This is a genomic window from Actinoplanes nipponensis, from assembly GCF_016862275.1.
GTDB lineage: Bacteria > Actinomycetota > Actinomycetes > Mycobacteriales > Micromonosporaceae > Actinoplanes > Actinoplanes nipponensis.
Genome location: NZ_BOMQ01000079.1, coordinates 99,947 through 118,281, shown reverse-complemented (window position 1 = coordinate 118,281; position 18,335 = coordinate 99,947). Strand labels below are relative to the sequence as shown.

The window sequence follows — 18,335 nt, the reverse complement described above, 5'->3', positions numbered from 1 at the left end:
GCGGATCTCCTCCGGCGGTCACGCGGGGTCGTCGATGGCGATGGCGGAGTCCGGCACCAGCTCGGCGGCCCGTGCGCGGTCGGCCGCCAGGTCCATGGTGGACAGCACGATCGCGGCCAGCGTCTCCAGATCCCAGGTGACGGGCTCGTGGCCGGGGCCGGTGTCCGGCGCCACGGCGACGAGCGCGGCCTGCGTGGCGCTCGGCGGAGGCTGGTCGTAGTGAAACGCGAGACCGGTGGGCAATTCGTCGGCAGGCACAGTCCGCGGCCAAGCGTCAACGATCAGCCCGGCCACCCGGCTGGGTGGCGCGCCCTCGTAGTGCCGCAGCACGACGAGGTTGACCAGGCCGGGCGGCGGTGTGCCGGTGTCGCCGGCCCACGGTCGCGGGTCGGAGTCGTCACCAGCCGAGGTGACGGCGCTGGGCAGGTGGGTCGCGCGCAGGCTCGGCGCGGTCGTGGCGAGCAGCATCTCGGCGATGTCGTGCGCGTCGAGCAGCGCCGCGACGGCCAGCCGGACCGGAGCATGGTCGTGCAGCCAGGCCCGCAGCGCGGCCGGGGTCGCGCCGGCGATCCGCGGTGGCTGGTCCCCCAGGTCACGCAGGACCAGCGGGTCGGCGGGCACGGGGCACCGGGCCAGCAGTTTCAGCCCGGGCCCGTACAGCGCGCCGAGCCGGATCCGGGCCTGGTCGAGGGCGTCCGGCCGCACGGGATCAATCGGCCCGCCCGCGACGCGGGCCGCCAGCCGGTCCGCGGCCGACCGCCCGAGCGCCGCCAGCTCGTCCAGGGACGGCACCCGGTCGGCAAGCGGCGGGGTGGCCTCCGCGATGCCCAGCGAGGCGACGTCGAACAACACCGCGAAGGCGGAGCCGGCCTCCTGCCACGTCGAGGCGTCGCGCAGCACGCCGAGCACGTCGGCGACGTCCCGCTCCGCCGCGGCGAGCCGATCCAGCACAAGCGGCAGGCCGGCGTCCGCCGGGGGTGCGGCCGCCCCAGGGGCAGCCAGGTCGGCGCCAGTCAATGGTCGGCAGGCACTCAGCAGCGCCCGCGCGGCTCCGGCCGCTGCCACCAGATCGGGAAGCCCTGGCCCGGCGGCGTCCGGCGGGTCGGCGACCACAATCCGGAACGAGGCCGGCAGGTCCGCCGGCGGCTCGGCGGCCCACCGGGCCCGGGCCGCCCGTGCGACCCGTGCCATCAGCTCGGCCCGGTCGGCGCAGAGGCGTAGCCAGTCGAGCGCGCCCAGGTCGAGGGCGTCGGCGGTGAGGTCGAGCGGAGCGCCTGCGGCTCCCGTGGGGTCGATCGGGTACGCCCGCAGCGCCACGCCGGCCGGGTCGGGCAGCAGCGTGCTGACCCAGGCGGCTAGCTCCGGGTCGACGGCGTCGGCCCGGCTGCGGGTCGCCGACGTCCACCGGGCACCGCGGTCCGGGTCGAGCACGACCGCGACCCGGTTGGTGATGTCGTATCCCGGGGTGGGCGTGCGGATCACGTCGAAGGTGTCGGGCACCGCGCCGCCGGCCGCGATGTCCAGCACCGCGCCGGAGCGCACCGGGTTGCCGTTGACGAGGTGGTGTACACCTTCGGCGGTGACCAGGTCGCTGATCGCGTCGACCACGTCGTCGAGCCGGTGCAGCACGGCGAGCAGCGCGGCGTAGTCGGACTCGTCCTGGCCGGGCAGAGTGATCTGCGGGTCCAGCGCCGGTGCGGTCTTCGTCGCGCGGAACGGGATGGTGGCCATGTCCCAGGTAGGCGGCGTGGTGGCGATCGCCGTGCGGTACCGGCCGCGCAGGCCCAGCCCGTCGATCGTCGCGGTCAGCGCCGCCGACATGCTGGCGCCGGCCAGCAGCCGGGTCAGTTCCTGACCCACCGCGCGGATAGCGGCGTCGACGGCGTCCTGCGCGGTCGCGACATGATCGGCCTCTAGCGCTGCGGCGTGCTGTCGCGTCATCCGCTCGTCGACCGCGGTCTGCAGCGCGGCGGCGGCGTCGTTCGCCGCGGCGGCGGTCTGCTGGGCGGCGGCGAGCAGCCCGGTCGCCGGTTCAGCGGCGAGCGCGCGGGAGATCTGGTCGCGGCGGGTCGCGGCGCGGCGCAGCGCGTTGAGGGCGATCTGCAGCTCGTCGGCCCAGTCCGCGGCGGGGCCGGGGGCGTCCGGATCGGTGAGTTCGAGATCCTCGGTACGCATAGGTCCTCAGTCCGGCGCGTTGATTTTGACGGTCCTGGTGCGGACCGGCGGCCGCCGGGCACGTATCCCGGCGATCTTGGCGTTGAGCACATCGATCTGGTGGTCCAGGATGGCCAGCTCCTGTTGCAGGGCGACGTAGGGCGCAGCCGCCGTGACGGCCCGGTCGCGTGTGGCCATGGCGGTGGCCAGGGCGGTCTGCGCCGCATCCACCGCGGTGGTGTCGGCGGCCGCTGCCTGCAGGCCGCGCAGGGTGGTGAGCACGCCACCTAGGGCGTCCTCGGCCTCGCGCCGCGCCTTCTCCCGGGCCTCCAGCTCGGTGCCGGTCGGGAATCGGGTCAGCTTGCGCAGGCCCGTGAGGTACTGCTGCAGGCCGCTGTCGGCGAGGTCGCGTTCGACCTGGTAGCCGAGGATCGCGCCGAGCGGCTGGCCGGACCGGACCGCGTCGAGCACCCATCGCGCCGCGCGGATGCGGCGCGACGACAGGTCGACGGCGAGGGTAAGCGCGTCCTCGGCGGTGGGATCGAGCGGCGCCGCCGCGTCCCGGGCCGCACGCGTGTGGGTCAGCAGCTGGTACGCGTGGGCGACGTCGAGCTGAGCCGCCTGTACCTGCTGCCGCCAGGCGAGCATGTCATCGGGGTCCACCCCTCGGGGCGGTGGATGCGCCCGCAGGAAGGCGAGGAAGCTCTCGGCGTCGGCCCGGCGCTGGTCCGCCGCGTCGACGATTGGCTGCCAGGCCGCCCGCCGTTCGCCGAGGTAGCCGGCGCGGAGCACGGCGGCGGTCGCGGCGTGCTCGAGCGACGGCGCGTGGACGTGGCCGAGGCTGCGGGGCTCGCCGCCGGGTCGTACGTTCTCGAGGTAGCCGTAGGCGCCCACGAACGGTGGTGCGCCGCCGGCCGCCGCGCGCTGGGCGAGCAGGCGCTCGGTGGGCGCGGCGGTGATCCAGGCGTCGATGCGGTGCGAGAGCGCGTCGAGGTGCTCGGTCAGCAACCGGGTCAGCAGGGCGATCCCGTCCGGCTCGGCGCCTGCGTCGGCGAGCGTGCGCAGCACGTCGTTCAGCCGGGCCTCGTCCGGACCGGCGGCTCCCTTGGCGGCGGTGGCGAGGCGCGCGAGCAGGGTCGGCGGCAGCGGACCGGCCGTGCCGTCGGCAATCGTTCGCAGGTAGGCGGCGTCGTCGCCGACCAGCTCGGCCGTGCCACGGTAGGCCGAGCCGTTCGACCAGGCGATCGACGAGCCGTTCTCCCGGAGTATGTCGAGCAGCGCCGAGTTGTCGCCGCGGACCACCCGACGGGCCGCCGACGCCGGGGCGGCGGGCTGCGCGGGGTCAGTGTCGACCGGCCTGGTGTGGGTGGCGGCCCAGGCGGCCAGCATCGGCGCGATCGCGGCGGTGGCCTCGCCCGCAGCCGGCCGCCACCGGGCTGGGGCCGTGGTCGGCAGGATGCCGTACGGCTGGGGACCGACGCGCAAGGCCGGGGCCGGACCGCCGGGCCGGAGCTGTTCCCAAGCGCCGCCGGCGCCGCGGGAGGTCTTCAGCGGGCCGGTCGCGCCGAGCCCGACGAGCAGCCGCATGGCGCCGGCGGCGCCCGACCGGTCGGCGGCCGACCCGGCGATCCGGGCGAAGCCGGCCGGGTCGAGGCCGAGCAGCGTGGCAAGCTGCTCGCCGGTGGAGCCGGCCGCGACGGCGGCCGGCGGGCCGATCAGCGCAGCGGCCACCTCGGCGTCGTGCGCGCCGGTGGCCCCGGAGCGTATGTGGTCGCTGTTGTTGGTCGAGGTGCCGTCGGCCAGGATCTCCAGGCCGGTGGACCAGGCGTGGGCGGCTAGCAGCGCGGCGAGGTCGGCAGGCGCGCCCCGCAGGCCGACCACGACAAGCCGCTCGATCGCCGGTGCCCCCACCGGCATGTCAACACTAAACGCCATCCCGGTGTCGACGGCCATCGCGAAGTCGGTGGTCCAATCGGGTTGTGCCGGGTCGGCGAAGGCGGTCTCGGCGAGGTCGCCGGTGATGTCCGTACCCCAGACGACGTACCGGGGGGCGTTGACGGTGCCCAGGTTCACCGGTTCGCCGGCCGCGTACACGATCAGCGCGAGCCGGTCGGGCAGCAGGGCGGCTCGCGCGGTGACGTCGGTCCACTGCCGGTCGCCCGGTGGCCCGGGCGGGGTCTGCGGATCGGTCACGGTTGCGATCCACGCGGCCCGGGGCGGGCCGGCGGCGCGTACGAGATCGTCCCAGGCCTGTGCCGTGGCCGCCGGACCGCCGGCGCCGCGGGTCGCCCAGTATCGAGCACCCGCCTGCTGCTCGGCCGCGGTGAGCTGCGCATGGTGCTGGTCGACGGTGAGGACGTCCGGGAACGCCCGCACGCGCAGTGTGGCGCCGTTCCAGCTCGCTTGCAGGACCAGCGGCAGTAGGACGACCGGGGCGGTGACCGGCGGCCCGCCGAGCAGCCGGGCCGTGGCCAGGTCGCGGGTCTGGTCGTGGTCGGCGATCCGGCCGGTGAGGTCGATGATCGCGGCCCCGGCCGCTGCGGTGGCATCGGCCAGGTCGGCCAGGTGGGCGCCGCGGGCGGCGGTGTCGTCCCGAAGCACGGCGAGCCGGCTCTGCCAGCCGCTCACCAGCGTGGCGTCCTGCTGGGCGGACTCCAGCTGCTGGCGGCCCTCGGCCTGGGTACGGACGGCTTCGGCCTGCCGCTTCTTCCACCTCTCCAGCTCCCGGCGCCAGACCTGCGGGTCCTCGCCGTCGCCGTCATTCCAGCGACGCATCAGGGCGCCTCCTCGTTGACGGCACGCAGCTGATCCGCGGCCCTGGCGAGCGCGGCCGCCGCCTTGTCCCGGGCCGCCGCCGTGGTCGCCACGGCGCCGCGCACCCCGTCCAAGGCTGCGGACAGCGCCGCGGCTGCCGCGGTCAAGTCGTCGGTCCTGGCGGCGTGCGCGAGCTGCCGCTGCGCCCGCGACGCGGTGACCACCGAGTCCAGGGCGGCCAGTGCCGCCTGCAGATCGGCGGATCCCGCCGCTGCTGGCCAGGAACGGATCTCGGTGGCCAGGGCCGCCACGTCGTCGGCGGCGCCGTCGTGTGCTGTCAGGGTGGCGGCCCGGTCCTGCGCAAGCCCAAACCGCTGCCCGCGCTGGTCGAGGCGAGCCCGCCGGGCCTCGAGCCCAGCCTTCGTCTGCTCGTCGGCGAGCGTCCGCAGGGCGACCTCGTCGGGCGGGTCGGCGCCGACCTGTGCCGCGATCGCGTCCAGCTCGGCCGAGCGGGCCTCCAGCTCGGCGAGGCCGCGGCGGGCCACCTCAAGCTCGACCCCCGCCGCGGCGGCCCGGGCAGCGTCGGCGGCCTGGTCGACAGCGCTGGTCGCCGCGGCTACGGCACGACGCGCGGCCACGGTCTGCGCCGTGAGCTGAGTCCGGAGATGGGTGAACATGGCGACCTCAGGACAGCCACAAGGCGACCGGGATGCGCACCCGGAACGCTGGACGGGTGAGGATCATGGCGAGCTCCGCCGAGTCGGCGCCCCAGGTGAGGCGTACCGCCAGGGCCGGGCCGGGCCGCGTGGTGAGCGGCCGGGTGAGGCCGGCCAGCGGCCCGGCGACCGGCACGTACGCGGCCGCGGCGACCTGCGGGTGCCCCCAGTCCAGGTCGCGCCAGCCGTCGACGGGCGCGGTGCCGCCGTCCGCCGGCGCCGGGTCCAGCCCGAACCGGGGATGGTCCACCCCTTCCTCGATGACCACCTTCCAGCCGGTGATGCCGTCGGCCCCGGCCGGGTTCAGCGCTGTCTCCGGGGTGATCGGGAAGCCGAAGAACGACGTGCCGGCGGCCAGCCGGCCCGCGACGACCGGCGCCATCCGCACCTCGGCGCCGTCCGCCGGCCGGAACCCGGAGAGGTAGATCGACGCGGTCGGGAACCGCCGCAGCAGCGCGCCCCGGACCAGCAGGACCAGGTTGTCCGGCGCGGGCCCGTGGCTGCCCAGCGCGGTGTCGTGCCAGCCGGCGATCTCTCCGACCGTGGGGTCCGCGGCGCCCGGGGCGGCCGCCCAGAAGCGGTGGAACATGGTGCCGGTCGTGTCCAGCGGATAGCGGCGCCACTGCAGTTCCCGGGCGAGCGCGTGGTTGAGCCCGACCAGGAAGGCCTCGGCGAAGGACTGATCGGTGCTCAGCGCGACGACGGACTCGTCGGGGATGTCGCCGGCGCCGGGCAGCAGCCACTCCGGGGCGACCGCCCGCAGCAGCGTGAAGGCGGGCTCGTCGAAGGTGGGCGCGAACCGCCGGGCGGGAGCCGCGGGGGCGGGCGGCGCGGGCATCCCGGGCACCGCGGCCGCTCGCGGCCCGGCGGCGCGGGCGAGCCGGGCCAGGGCGGGCGCCAGGACCGCGACCGGACCTGCGTCCGCCCGGGCGGCCAGCACGGGCCGCATCGCGTCGCCGAGCTCGGGATCGGTGGACGCGGCCGGCTGGATGCCGGCGGCCGCGAGTTGTGTCCAGGCCCGGTCGCTGAGGCTGTCCTGGTTGACCGCGACGGCCCAGGCGCCGAGGCCGGCCGCGAGCCGGTGGCGCGGGTCGGTGTTCAGCTCGGGCAGCCAGCCGGCGCCGGCGGCGTCCACGGCGGTCGCTCCGCCGGCGTAGTCCTGCCCGTACAGCGGTGGACGCAGTTGCGGCCCGGGGCCGGTGGCGCTGATCGCGGCGGCCAGGCGGGCGGCCAGGCCGGGCGGCAGTGGGTCGGCCGCGGCCGTCTTCACCGGCCGCAATGCGCCGGGCACCACCACGGTCGAGCCGGCCGGGCCGACGACGCCCCAGCCGGGTGCGTCCGTCGCCACGACGCGACCGGTGGTGGCCTCCGGGGCGGCGCGCGGCCGTAGGCGGCGGGCGAGCTCCTCGAACGTGCCGGCGGCCCCCGTGGCGAAGCGGAAGGTGAAGTACACCGGGAGCTGAGCCGTGCCGTCGCGCCGCCAGGCGGGGTCGAGCGGCCCAGCGCCGGGGTGCGGCAGGCCGGCCGGGTCGAGACCGGCTGCGAACGCCGGCACCAAGAACGACTGGTACGCCCGGCCGGCAACCAACCGCCGCGGACTGAGTAAGCGGGACACGGCCGTCCCGGTGCCGCCGCCGTCCACATGCGCCCACGCCCAGCTCTCCTCCGGGTCGGGCAGCTCGGCGCCCGGGCAGCTCAGCACCGGCGGGCGGCCGTTACCGCCCGCGGTGACGGTGGCCGCCTCGACGGGCACGGTCACCAGCGCCAGCCAGGGTCGCAGGCGCCGCTGCGGGCCGGGCGGCACCGGCACGGCCTCGGGGTTGGGCAGCGGTGCGGTGCTCGGTCCGGCCGGGCTGAACAGCCAGGGCAGCGCCGGGTTCACCAGTTCCACGTACGGGAAGTACTCGGGCTCGAAGTCGGGGCACCCGTCGAACGGATCGCACCGCGCGATCTGGTCCGAGGGCACGCCGGCCACGTCGCCGGGGCCGGCCAGCTCCACCGGGATCGGGCTGCGCCGAGCGCTGCCGGCCAGCGCGATCGTCGCGGTCAGGTCGGCCCGGGCGCGGCCCGCCGCGGGCGTGCCGGCCACCGCTGCCACGAGCCCGTCGCGTCGCCAGGAGGTGAACTGCCGTTCGGCGCTCATGTCCCCGTCACCCGCCCGCCGCCACCGGCACGCCGCGGACGGCGGCGGTGTCCAGGCTGGTGACCTCGAGCGTCTCCACACCGAGATCACACACCACGCCGGGCCCCTCGTCTCGGGAGCTCAGCGGGTCCAGGCGTACCCCGGAGTGCATGGCCACGAACGACGGCGCGGCCAGCCGCTCGTCGTCGGAGATGCCGGCGCGGTACTGGCCGGGCGGGAACGGATCGGTCGTCGCGGAGACGGCAATACCGGCCGGTGTAGTCGCCGTAACCGAGTAGCTGCGGGCCCCCTCAACCGGCACCCGGGTGCCGACCCGCTCGATCAGCGTGTCCAGCGGCGCCACCCTCTGCCGTACCGCGACCGTGGCGAGGGGGTGCGCCACGAGCGGCCGGTCCGTGGCCGGGGGCGCCACGCCGACGAGCGTCACGCCGGGCCTCGCGGCGGCCGGTAGCACGGCCTCCCAGTTCGCCGGGTCGGTCAGCTCGGCCCAGACGGCGGCGGCGACGTCCGCGGTCTCGACGGGATCGGGCGGTCCGGCGGCGGCTCCGATGGTCAGATCGACGCCGACCCCGACCGAGACGAACAGCAGCTGGACCGTCGCCCGCCCGGTGATGTGCCACGGCTCGGGACCGGTCACGTTCACCTCGACCGAGATGGCCAGCAGCGGCCCGAACGGGGTGAAGACCCGGACCCGGCAGGAGAACGCGACGTCGAACGCGAACGGCGACCATTGGATCAGCGCGTCGAAGGCGCCCGACCCGTCGATGCCGAACCCGCCGGCCTCGGCGAACACGGTCGCGCGCGCGCCGATCTGCAGCGTATTCGAGGTGACCGCGAAGTAGGCCTCGAGTCGTACCCTCGGATTGTCGGACTCGGTGAGGCTGAGGCTGACCCGGTGGAGCGGGCGGATGCCCTGCGGCGACGCGAACTTCGGGTGCCAGCCGCCGATCGAGAGTAGAAACACCGGATCGCTGCCCCAGTTGAGCCGCAGCACCAGGTCGCCGGCGAGCGTGAAACCGGCGACCCGGGAGTGGTGCAGGGAGGCGTCGAGAGCCAGCTCACCGCGTTCGAAGTCGAGAACGCCGATGGCGTCCGCGTGCAACTCCACCACGGCGGCGGACGGCCTCGGCAGGAGGACGCTCAGGGCGGCGAGCAACACGACGCGTACGGGCTGGGGCAGCTCCACGAGCAACGCGGCGCGCAATCGGACGATGCCGGCCGGCCCCCAGCTGATCTCGACCAGCGGCCCGACCAGCAACCGGTCGGCGGCCAGTGGAAACAGCCGGTCGAGCGTGGACAGTACCCGGTCGGCGTTGCGGACCGGGTCCTTGACGAACAGCACCGAGTCGAGCGCGCCGTCGCTGAGCCCGCCGCGTATGGCTTCGGGGTTGACGGTGTGGTTGAGCGCGAGTAAACCGCCGATGCCGGTGAGGGAGAATCCCATGCCCAGCTGGATGGGCGTGAACCCCTCGGCCGTGATGAGCACGAGCAGGGCGAAGCCCGGGGCGCTGCCGGGCAGCTTGGTCGTGATGATGGCGACGGCCTTCACCGCGACCGTGCCGGCGATCGTCAGCTCGAACACGCCGGCGTAGCGCCCCGCCTCGGGATCGAAGCTGAGGAAGCCGCCCCCGGAGACGGCGGCCGCGTCGATCGCCAGGCCCACCCCACTGGGTGGCTTGGCGCGCAGCCGCAGCCGGCCGATGCCCACGTTGGCCGGATCGGCGCCGATGAGCAGCTCGGCGGTGACCCCGATCCGGCTGACGGCCACGGCGAACGGCCCCAGTGTCAGCCCGGCGTCGATCGTCGCGTTCAGCCGCAGCGCCACCGGATCCTGTGGCCGGGTGGTGCCCGCCGTGAGTTCCACCGCGGCGCTGTCGATGTGCACCGGCCCGATCTCGATCGAGGTGGGCAGGCTCCACCGCAGGCCGGCGCCGCCCACGAAGTACAACCCGCGCCGGTACGACCAGCCGGCTGTCAGGTCGAAGGGAATCGTGAGGCCGTCCCGCGGGAGCACCGCCGCGAGGAAGCCGTCGTCGTCGCCGGCCTCGGCCACGATGCGCCACCGTCGGCCTGTGATCCGGACACCGAAGTCCAGGGGGTCGGCCTGGAGGTCGAAGTGGAGGCCCAGCGTGCCGACCTCGAGCCGGGTGCTCTCGGGATCGCCGATCAGCGTGCGCGACTGCTCGGCCACCTCGCCGCGCTCGATGCCGAGCGACATGGCCGCCTTCACCGGGCGCGGGATCTGCTCGGTCACGCTGCCGACGGTCACCTCGCCCGGATAGGCGATCAGACCGAAGGCTACGGTCAGATCGCCAGCAGCCGTGACCACCAGATGCCAGTGCTCGCCGAGGTCGACGTCCTGGGCCGCAGCGCCGGTCGTGAACGGAACCACGGCGAAGCCGGGATGGGGGTGTTGCTGGTCGTCGATCGGCAGGATCTGCAGCCCGATCTCCGCCTGCGCGTCGTCCTGGCCGACCGTGGCGAGCACGATGCGCAGGGCCGGCGGCGCGCCCGGACGGCCGGATAGTAGCGCCGGGAACTGCTGGTCGGATTGCCCGAGGTCGGCCACCGCCGGATAACCCAGCCCGAAGGCGACGGCCTGCAGATGCGCGAGCAGCCGCCGCGCGGCGAAGTCCGGGGTGCCCCAGCCGTACGCCTCGGCCATCAGCCCGTTGAGGTCGGTGACCAGGCGGGGAAAGCGCGCGGGTTCGAGCATCGGCGGCGGGCCGGCGGCGCCGTCGGGAGCCTCGGCCACCAGCCCGAGCAGGGCCAGGGTGGCGAGCAGGAGCGGATGGGCGCGCCGCAGATAGTCGGTGAGCAGAAAGCGGATGAGCCGCCCGCCCGCGTCGGCGGTGGCGCCGGGCTGATCGCCGAGCGCGTGTACCGCCGCGAAGAGGTCCTCCAGGGCGCGGCCGAGCGCCACCGGGTCGGGTGCACCGCCACCCGCGGCCGACTCCACGGACTGCACCACCGGGGCCAGATCGGCGCAGAAGCGCGCCAGGGCGTCGCCGTCGCCGGTCCTGCCGATCCCCGCCCGGTCGAGCAGGACGACGATCCCGCTCGGCACCGGATCCGCGCGGACGGCGTCGGCCAGCGGCTCGATCGCCCGGCCGAGCTCGGTCAGGACCGCGTCGAAGGGTGTGCCGCTCATGCCGGCGTCACCTCGACCCGGGACCGCACGACGTACGGGAAGGAGAAGTCCTGCCCGGCCTCGCCGCCACCGACGGCCTCGACGATCTGCGGTGCGAGCTGGTCCGGGATCACGATCTCCAGTTCGATGTGCTGGCCGGTCATGTCGAAGCCCGGGTTGGTGCCGTTCGACCACTCGAGCGGGCCGAACGACGCCACCCAGCTGTCGATCCTGCGGTCGGGGTCGCCGGTCGGAGGGTCGGGGAACACCCGCTGGTCGTCGAGCCGGCCGAGGGTCCACGGCCGCCGGAACACCGGTATCCGCACCCAGTGCGCCGGCTCCAAGGGGCCGCTCGTGTCGGCGAGCCGCCACAGGTCCACCTCGGACGAGGCGTACGCCAGTACCGGCTTACACTCCACGCCGACCAGCAGCGGGGTGTGCTCGCCGATCCGCGCCGTCAGGTGCGGCGGGTAGAGCGTCGCCAGGTACGTCGACAACTGCCGCCCGATGTCGGGCGTGCCGTCCACCCGCTTGGCCCGGAACCACACGTCCTCGGGGCCGGCCTCGGCGTCCACGTTCTCCCACCGGTTGCCGAACCAGCTGTTCTGCAGCCATGACTCGAACTTGGTGTCCTCGGTGTAGGCCACCAGCAGGGCGCCGACGAACACGGCGACCAGCGCGCCGAGCGCGATGACCTGCAGCCCCGGTATGAACGCCAGCACGGCGTCCGCCGCCAGGAACGTCGCCGCCGCGTCGACGCCTGCGATGACCGCGCCGGTGGCCAGCCCGACCCCCTGCAGGGCGTGGCCGGCGGCTACCGAGAGGTCTCCGTTCTCGTACGACTCCGCCGACGCGTAGATCTCGACGGCGGCGGTGATGACGTCGAGGACCGCGTTGGTCTCGGCCAGCCCGCACTTGACCGCCTTGCCGAGGTCGGTGGCGACGAAGGTCGTCGCGCGTTCCCATTTGGTGGACAATGCGGCCGACCCGAGCCCGGTGATCGACTTGACCAGCCCCAGCACGGTGGTGAACGAGGGCCGGTCCGCCGTCTTGCGCACGGCGACGACGACGTTCACCACCTCGAAGAACATGTTGATCCGGCCGGCCAGCTCGAGGTCGAACCGCGACTTCCAAAGGTCGGGGTGGTCGCGCAGATAGGCCTTGGCGTTGGCGAACCGCTGCTCGAAGTCCTGGGCGGCCGGTAGGTCGTCGGGGAAGTATCGCCCGATGAAGTCCACCAGCAACCCGGTCAGCTTGTCGGGCTTCTGGTCCTTCACCAGGGCCGGCAGCATCTTCATGGCCGCGTGAATCCACAACTTCGCGGCGCGCCGGACGCCGGGCAGGTCCGACGTCAGAAACTTGATCGGTTTCCGGGTGATTCGGTCGGGGTGTACCGCGGGCAACGGGCTCTGGTCGAGGTGGATCGATTTCCGGATGAACAGCATGCCGACGTTCGAGGCCGGCAACTGGTCGAGCAGCGTCGCGAGGTAGTCCAGCTGAGCCTCGTACGAGTAGGCGTCGAGCTCCTCGGCGAGGTCGTTGGATCCGAGGAGCTCGCAAAGGGCCCGGCCGGTTTCCTCGACCCGGCGCCGGAGCGTCTCGATCTGCGTCCCGAAGGCATCGTATTTGTCCCGGTCGAGGACGTTCTCCAGCACGTCCGCTGGCGGGATGATGCGGTCGTCCATGTCCGCCCAGGCGCCACTCGGTCGGCGTCGCTCGACGGTCTGACGGATCACCTGGTAGAGGGTCAACTGTTCAGCGTTCGACGGCTCGTGGCCGGCCGTCAGCCACGCCAGCCAGGCGGCCTGAGCCTCGGCGTACGCCGTATGTGCTGTCAGGGACCGGGAGAGCGCGCCCGGTGCGGACGGGAAGCAGGCATTGCGCATAGGTGCCTCCGTTCCCGCGGGTCGGCAATCAGTCTTGGCGGCCTCGCCGCGGACATCGAGCGGTTAGTAAGAAAGGCGACAGCGGCACCACTCGACCGGCGAGAGGTGGCGGGCCGCCGGCGGCATCCTGGTCACATGGCAATACCGGACGACTCCGGACGCGACCGGCTGGAGCCGGCGAGGCCCACCCCGCCTGCGGTGCTCGTCTCACCGCTAAGCCTCGCGGCGGCCTTCGATTTCCTCGACGTGGTGTGACGGTTGCGCTTCTCCGCCGGGCTGGTCCACCCGCCCGGCGCCGAACACACCACCCGGGTCGCCTACGACTCCAGCAACCAGGGGAAGAATTCGGCAACCCGGCTCGGCGCGCTGGGTGAGTTGCTCAAGGGATTGGACGTGCCCGGCGAAAGGACGAGGCACGGTCCAGCGCATGAGCACTTTCCTCGCCGGCCACCTGCCGGCCGAGTCGCGGCCCCGAGCCGAGCGGGCGATCGATCTGCTGCACGCGGCTACGCAACGCTGGCCAACATGTCGAGGCATCCGCTCAGGCCATGGTAACGCTGGCCACCTTCGGACTGTCCTACCCGGTCGTGGACCATGCCGGGGCATGGCGGCACATCCAGCTTCAGGTAGTCGAGGCGCTCGGCGCGCTACGCGAGGAAATCCACGCCACCGTCTGAATTCCGCTCACCAGCTGGTGCGCCACGGCGTGTAGTTCCCGGTGCTCGCGCCCATCGCGCTTCTTGCCGTCGCTGGTCGGGCGAGCACCGCCGATCTGCACCGTTGACTGCACGGACTGGGTGACGAAGTGGCGGACCATCGATCGGGTCATGCAACACTCCTCCTCGTGTCCGATCGCAGTGAGTTGTCCGGGGCGTACCGCGACCTGATCGATCGGCAGGGCTGACTTGCTTCGCATCGGCGCGATACGCGCAGGAGTGGGCCCATCGCTTGCCGTACCTGGTCATCGACGAGGGAACCGGCCGTACCGGTCGTAGAAACTTCAACAGCAGCGCGAACGCGAGCTTGGTCGGCCATCGTGCTTGCCCGCCAACAGATTGGTCTCTTCAGGCAGCAGCGTCCAGTGAGTGACCAGGTCAGCGAAGGTCTCCGGAAGACGAACCACGGGCCAACATCGTTCTCTGTCGATCATGGTCCGACCATTCCCCACCACTGGATCAATTTTGATCCCTGGTCGCACATCTGTTGGCATCTCACGCAGGCTAGAATTTGACCACTAAACACTTATTGATCCGCCACATAAGCTCGCACTCAACCCCCGCCAAGCCCTGTTCGGGAAACACAGCGCACACCAAGTCGTCGCCGAACATCACCAACTGCAGGAAGCCGCCCACATCGCCGAACGGCAGCTCGACGGGATTCCATGGGCGGTCTGCGACGTGCGCCGGATCTTCCACCCCGCAGCCGGCGACCCGACCCGTAAGGGCCACGCCTGGCGCAGTGTCCGACGGCTCACCACGCTCGACCGCGCTGATGCGGATCTAGCCCTGCACGACTACGCCGAAACCGGCCACATCCCGGTAATCGTCGACGAACACGCCATCCCCCGAGCGTGGCACCACCGTGCCGGCACCGTATTCCCCGCACTCGAGCACACCTCACCACCGCGCCGGCGCTGACCGCCGACAAAGAACGATCGCAGTTCGCGCGAACCTGGCACCAGCTCACCGGACACTAACCCGGACACAAGTCGGCCGGCGGACACCCCGAAGGGAGTACGTCCCAGAGGAACGTTCTGGCAAGACCGCCGGCCGACCCCAAACCACCTTCTCGAAAGAAAGGCAGAACCGTGAGGATACCAGCCGACCACATTCTCACCGTCACTCCCGAGACCGGTCAGCCAACCGCCACCCGACTCGACCACGACCTCGGCGACGCCGGTTTCAGCGTCACGCCCCGAACGCTCGCGCCACCCGGCCCCGACGTGACAGCACCACTCCCAATCATTCGAGGCAGCCGTGCCGCCCATCTGCGACCACGCCCGCGGCAGAAGCCGACGCCCGTCCAACATCACGGCAAATCCGCCCCAGCAGCCGCGCCCGGCCGCGCGACGCGACGGCGGGCCAGGTCGCCCTCAACACTGCCCATACGGCAGTATCGGAGCATGCCCGCACCCGCCGCTGCACCCCGATGGCCCGTTGACCAGGCCGGCGATCCCGCCGAGGTCGTCGGCTCCACCGAGGCTGCCCGCGTCATCGGGCACCCTAAATCCAACCGGCTGCCGCACGGTCTGCTCGACATCGCCGACGAAATCGAGCACAACGACGACGGCACCGTCAAACGGCGCGGCTGGAAACGCGAAACGCTCTGGCACTACGCCAGCACCGTCATGGCCCGCCACTCCACCACCATCAACGGCCGCCTCGCGCTCGACCGCACCGGCATCGCCGACCGACTCGGCACCCACATCAGCCGCGTCGACGCCTTCATTGCCGGCGCCCCCGACAACGGCTTCCCCCAGCCCACCGAAGACCGCTGGTACAACGCCGACGACATCGACGCCTTCGCCGCCGCGCACGAACAACAGCAACGCGACACCCTCACCAAGATCGACTACACCGGCGACCCCGACGACCTCGTCACCAAAGCCGACATCGCCCGCATCGTCGGCTACCGCAGCCCCACCAACCTGAACAAATCCAGCCTGCTCGACAGGCTGCTTGAGCTCAACAAACCCGAACACAACACCACCACGCCCAGCGGACGCACCCGCATGCGCTGGCCCCGCCGCACCGCCTGGAAAGCCGCCGAACAACGCACCGGCCGCACGGGCCGGCCACCCGGCACCACTCGCGTCATCGACCGCAGTGGCGACCCCGACGAACTCGTCGACGCCACCGAAGCGACCCGCGTGCTCGGCTACAAGCGCGTCGCCAACCTGCCCCAAGCACTGCGCGACCAACCCGACGAGCAGGGCCCTCCCCGCAAATGGAAACGTGCGACGCTCTGGAGTCATGCCGCAAGCTCCACGGCAGAATAGATCCAGAGCTCACACCGGTCGCCCCGACTCTCCGGCAGCGGCAGGTGGCTACACCACCGCCAGCCTTCCGGCCACAACAAGGTCAACAGCAAAGGTCAAGGGCGGTTGTCGTACCTAGCTGCATGGTGCTGACCGCTGCTCCCGCCGAGGCCGGGCCCGGCCGGCCCTGGCCGCTGGCGCGTCCGGAACGGACCGGCCGCACCCTTCATTCTGCGTAAATGGGCGGCCTGCTGTTCCGGCCTGCGGCCGGCGGACCAGCCTCCGGCTGGCGCCGGCCCTGGCGGGCCGGAGTCGAGCGGCCTACGGCCGCGCTGCCCTTCCCTTTTTCGGCCACCGGGGGCTAACGCCCGGCAGTGTGGGCCCCGTGCGCCGTCCGTCAAATCCGCCGCGGGCTCACAAAACATCATGCACACCCCGCATGATCTTTTGCTCGAAACCCCCGCGTCGAATTGGACTGCCGTCGCACGGAACCGGGCGAACTCGTTCGCCCCCCGCCGGCCGAAAAAGGGTAGGACGCTCCCCCGAAGCGGTCCGGCACGGCTGGTCGGCGACTCACGCTCCGGAGGAAGCCTGCTAGATGGCCTGGTGAGCCAACACTCGGGTAGACACTCCGCTTGAAATAGGGTATCTTAGTAGTTGTCCGGGAGGGGAAGGCAAGCCCCGAACGCGACACCCCAACCACCAACCCGAAAGGGAACACCGTGGCCTTCACTGCCCTGCTTTTGCTCGCAGTTCTCCTGCAATGCATCACCCTCGGTGGCGGATACCTCGTGTTCGTACACCTGCGCTACACGATCGCCGCCCTGCTCTACCGGGCGACCACCGACAAGCTCACCGGCGTACCCAACCGCGACGAAGCCGAGAAGCAACTCAAGGTCCAACTTGCCAACGGCACCGCGCTCGGTGTGGCCTTCGTCGACGTCGACGATTTCAAAGCCATCAACGACACCTACAGCCACCACGCCGGAGACGCAGCCCTGCGCTACGTCGCCGCTCGCCTCAATGAAGCCGCAGACCCGTACATGGTCGCGCGGTACTCCGGAGACGAATTCCTCATCATCCTCGACGCTGGAGGCCTCTACGTCGCCGAGGTCATCGCCCATGCGGTGCTGCGCCGCATCGAGGAAACCCCGTTCATCTACTTCGGCAGGACCATCCCGATCAAGGTCAGCATCGGAGTAGCCGTCGCCGACGACACCAGCGACCCCGACGAACTCCTCCGCCGCGCCGATCACGCCATGTACCAGGCCAAGCGCAACGACCACATGAACCCCGTCACTTGGATGCCCGGCATGACCATGCCGGAGCCCACCCCCGAAACCCGCCGCACCTTCCGCGACGCCCCGACGCGCTGAACCCCGCACCCGCCCTTCCCAGGGCGGGCGCACCACCTCCCAGCGCCGCCTGATCGCCGAAGGAGAGCCGCCCATGACCATCACCCTGACCGTTGACCGGCGTTTTCCCGCACGCACCGGCTACGCCGTCAAGCTCCTCCACGAAGCCATCCACGACGTACAGCGCGCCGTCAACACGCTCGACCTCTGCGCCGACGCACCGCACTGGCCCGCCGCCCGCCACCTGAGCACGTGGGGCGCGCCCCGATGGGTCGAGATCGTCCACCAGTTCCGCAGCCACGCCGAAGACGCTTGCGCGTGCAACCCGCACGACCGACGCCAAGCCGCCGACCTCACCGGGGCATGGCTGCACCTGTGGACCCAGGCCCTGTGCCACATCGAGCGCCCCGACCGCTACGACAAATACGCCGTACTGCGCGCCCTGTACGTCGTGCGTGACTTCGCCGACCACCTCGCGACTGCCGAAGCGTTCCCGATCCTCGCCTACGACCCGCTCGCCGCCGCCGCGATCAGTAGCGACGATCTCCCGATCTGGCACCAGGTCGAGCACGACAACCAGCCCGACAACTTCGCACCGTCCGGCGACACCAGCGAGGGCGACCGAACCGAACGGCTACCGGCCCACCACGGTCACGGCGACCCGCCGTTCTGAACCCGAACGGCCGCCCGGTGATCTCCGGGCGGCCGCCCCGGCTGCATCTGCGCAGGCCGCGTCTCGGGCGCATCGAGCACCCGATCCACGGACTGCCCCGCTCACCCCGTGCGTGACACCACCGCCGGCCGCGCCACCCGCTTACCCCAAGACCTTCACGGAGCCACGCCATGAGCCACCACGAACTCACCCCGAAATCCCGCTACGTCGAATACCAGATCGTCGTCGGTTGGGATCGACCGCTCGGGAGCTATTTCGCTCAGGTCATCAACCACAACACCGAACCCATCGCCGGACCAACCGCCCGCGCCATCCGAGCCGTCATCTGCCGCGTCGCGGCGATTCTGCATCTGCCCAACCGCTGGCGCCCGGCCGAACCGGTGTTCATTTGGCTCGGTGCCGATCGGGTCGCGATCCTCGAACCCGCCGAGGTGATCGATGCCGTCGCGCCGTACGCAGTCATCCCACCTGACCTAGAAAACACCCTCGCCCGCGATCGACGGCGTGAAGGAAGTCGCCACTACCGCCCCTGATCATCACCAAGGAC

Annotated in this window: 11 protein-coding genes and 1 pseudogene; 4 read left to right on the top strand and 8 right to left on the bottom strand. The window is 72.3% G+C overall.

What is annotated here, in order from left to right; all coding sequences use genetic code 11:
- Positions 1-18 precede the first annotated feature (18 nt).
- The 8 genes and pseudogenes from Ani05nite_RS33450 to Ani05nite_RS42470 form a co-directional block, all read right to left on the bottom strand.
- Positions 19-2,175: a hypothetical protein gene (locus tag Ani05nite_RS33450; protein ID WP_203775009.1), complete on the bottom strand. Its 2,157-nt coding sequence runs from the start codon at positions 2,173-2,175 to the stop codon at positions 19-21.
- A 6-nt stretch (positions 2,176-2,181) separates the two neighbouring features.
- A complete protein-coding gene (locus Ani05nite_RS33445; protein WP_203775008.1) occupies positions 2,182-4,929 on the bottom strand; it encodes a hypothetical protein in 2,748 nt (915 codons plus the stop codon).
- Entirely contained in the window at positions 4,929-5,585 is a 657-nt protein-coding gene (locus Ani05nite_RS33440) for a hypothetical protein (protein WP_203775007.1), read from the bottom strand. Before Ani05nite_RS33440 ends, Ani05nite_RS33445 begins: the two co-directional genes overlap by 1 nt.
- Before the next feature lie 7 nt (positions 5,586-5,592).
- Entirely contained in the window at positions 5,593-7,767 is a 2,175-nt protein-coding gene (locus Ani05nite_RS33435) for a hypothetical protein (protein ID WP_203775006.1), read from the bottom strand.
- Between the two features lie 7 nt (positions 7,768-7,774).
- Entirely contained in the window at positions 7,775-10,918 is a 3,144-nt protein-coding gene (locus tag Ani05nite_RS33430; RefSeq protein WP_203775005.1) for a DUF6603 domain-containing protein, read from the bottom strand.
- On the bottom strand, positions 10,915-12,783 hold the full coding sequence (locus tag Ani05nite_RS33425) for a hypothetical protein (RefSeq protein WP_203775004.1): 1,869 nt from the start codon (positions 12,781-12,783) through the stop codon (positions 10,915-10,917). Before Ani05nite_RS33425 ends, Ani05nite_RS33430 begins: the two co-directional genes overlap by 4 nt.
- 622 nt (positions 12,784-13,405) lie before the next feature.
- Positions 13,406-13,612, bottom strand: coding sequence for a hypothetical protein (locus Ani05nite_RS33420; RefSeq protein ID WP_203775002.1), 207 nt, complete (start codon positions 13,610-13,612; stop codon positions 13,406-13,408).
- A 138-nt stretch (positions 13,613-13,750) separates the two neighbouring features.
- Positions 13,751-13,906 (bottom strand): annotated as a pseudogene (locus tag Ani05nite_RS42470) (DUF4158 domain-containing protein); the annotation flags it as partial.
- A gap of 999 nt (positions 13,907-14,905) precedes the next feature.
- Here Ani05nite_RS42470 and Ani05nite_RS33415 point away from each other — a divergent pair.
- From Ani05nite_RS33415 to Ani05nite_RS33400, 4 genes are all read left to right on the top strand, one after another.
- Positions 14,906-15,781 carry a hypothetical protein gene (locus Ani05nite_RS33415; RefSeq protein WP_203775000.1) on the top strand — a complete coding sequence of 292 codons (876 nt, stop codon included), beginning with the start codon at positions 14,906-14,908 and terminating at the stop codon, positions 15,779-15,781.
- Positions 15,782-16,482: 701 nt separating this feature from the next.
- The gene (locus Ani05nite_RS33410; RefSeq protein ID WP_203774998.1) at positions 16,483-17,136 is read left to right on the top strand and encodes a GGDEF domain-containing protein; all 654 of its coding nucleotides are present in this window, start codon (positions 16,483-16,485) and stop codon (positions 17,134-17,136) included.
- A 73-nt stretch (positions 17,137-17,209) separates the two neighbouring features.
- A complete protein-coding gene (locus tag Ani05nite_RS33405) occupies positions 17,210-17,788 on the top strand; it encodes a hypothetical protein (protein WP_203774996.1) in 579 nt (192 codons plus the stop codon).
- A gap of 170 nt (positions 17,789-17,958) precedes the next feature.
- Positions 17,959-18,321 (top strand): hypothetical protein, encoded by a 363-nt coding sequence (locus Ani05nite_RS33400; protein WP_203774994.1) that lies wholly within the window; start codon positions 17,959-17,961, stop codon positions 18,319-18,321.
- Positions 18,322-18,335: the final 14 nt, after the last annotated feature.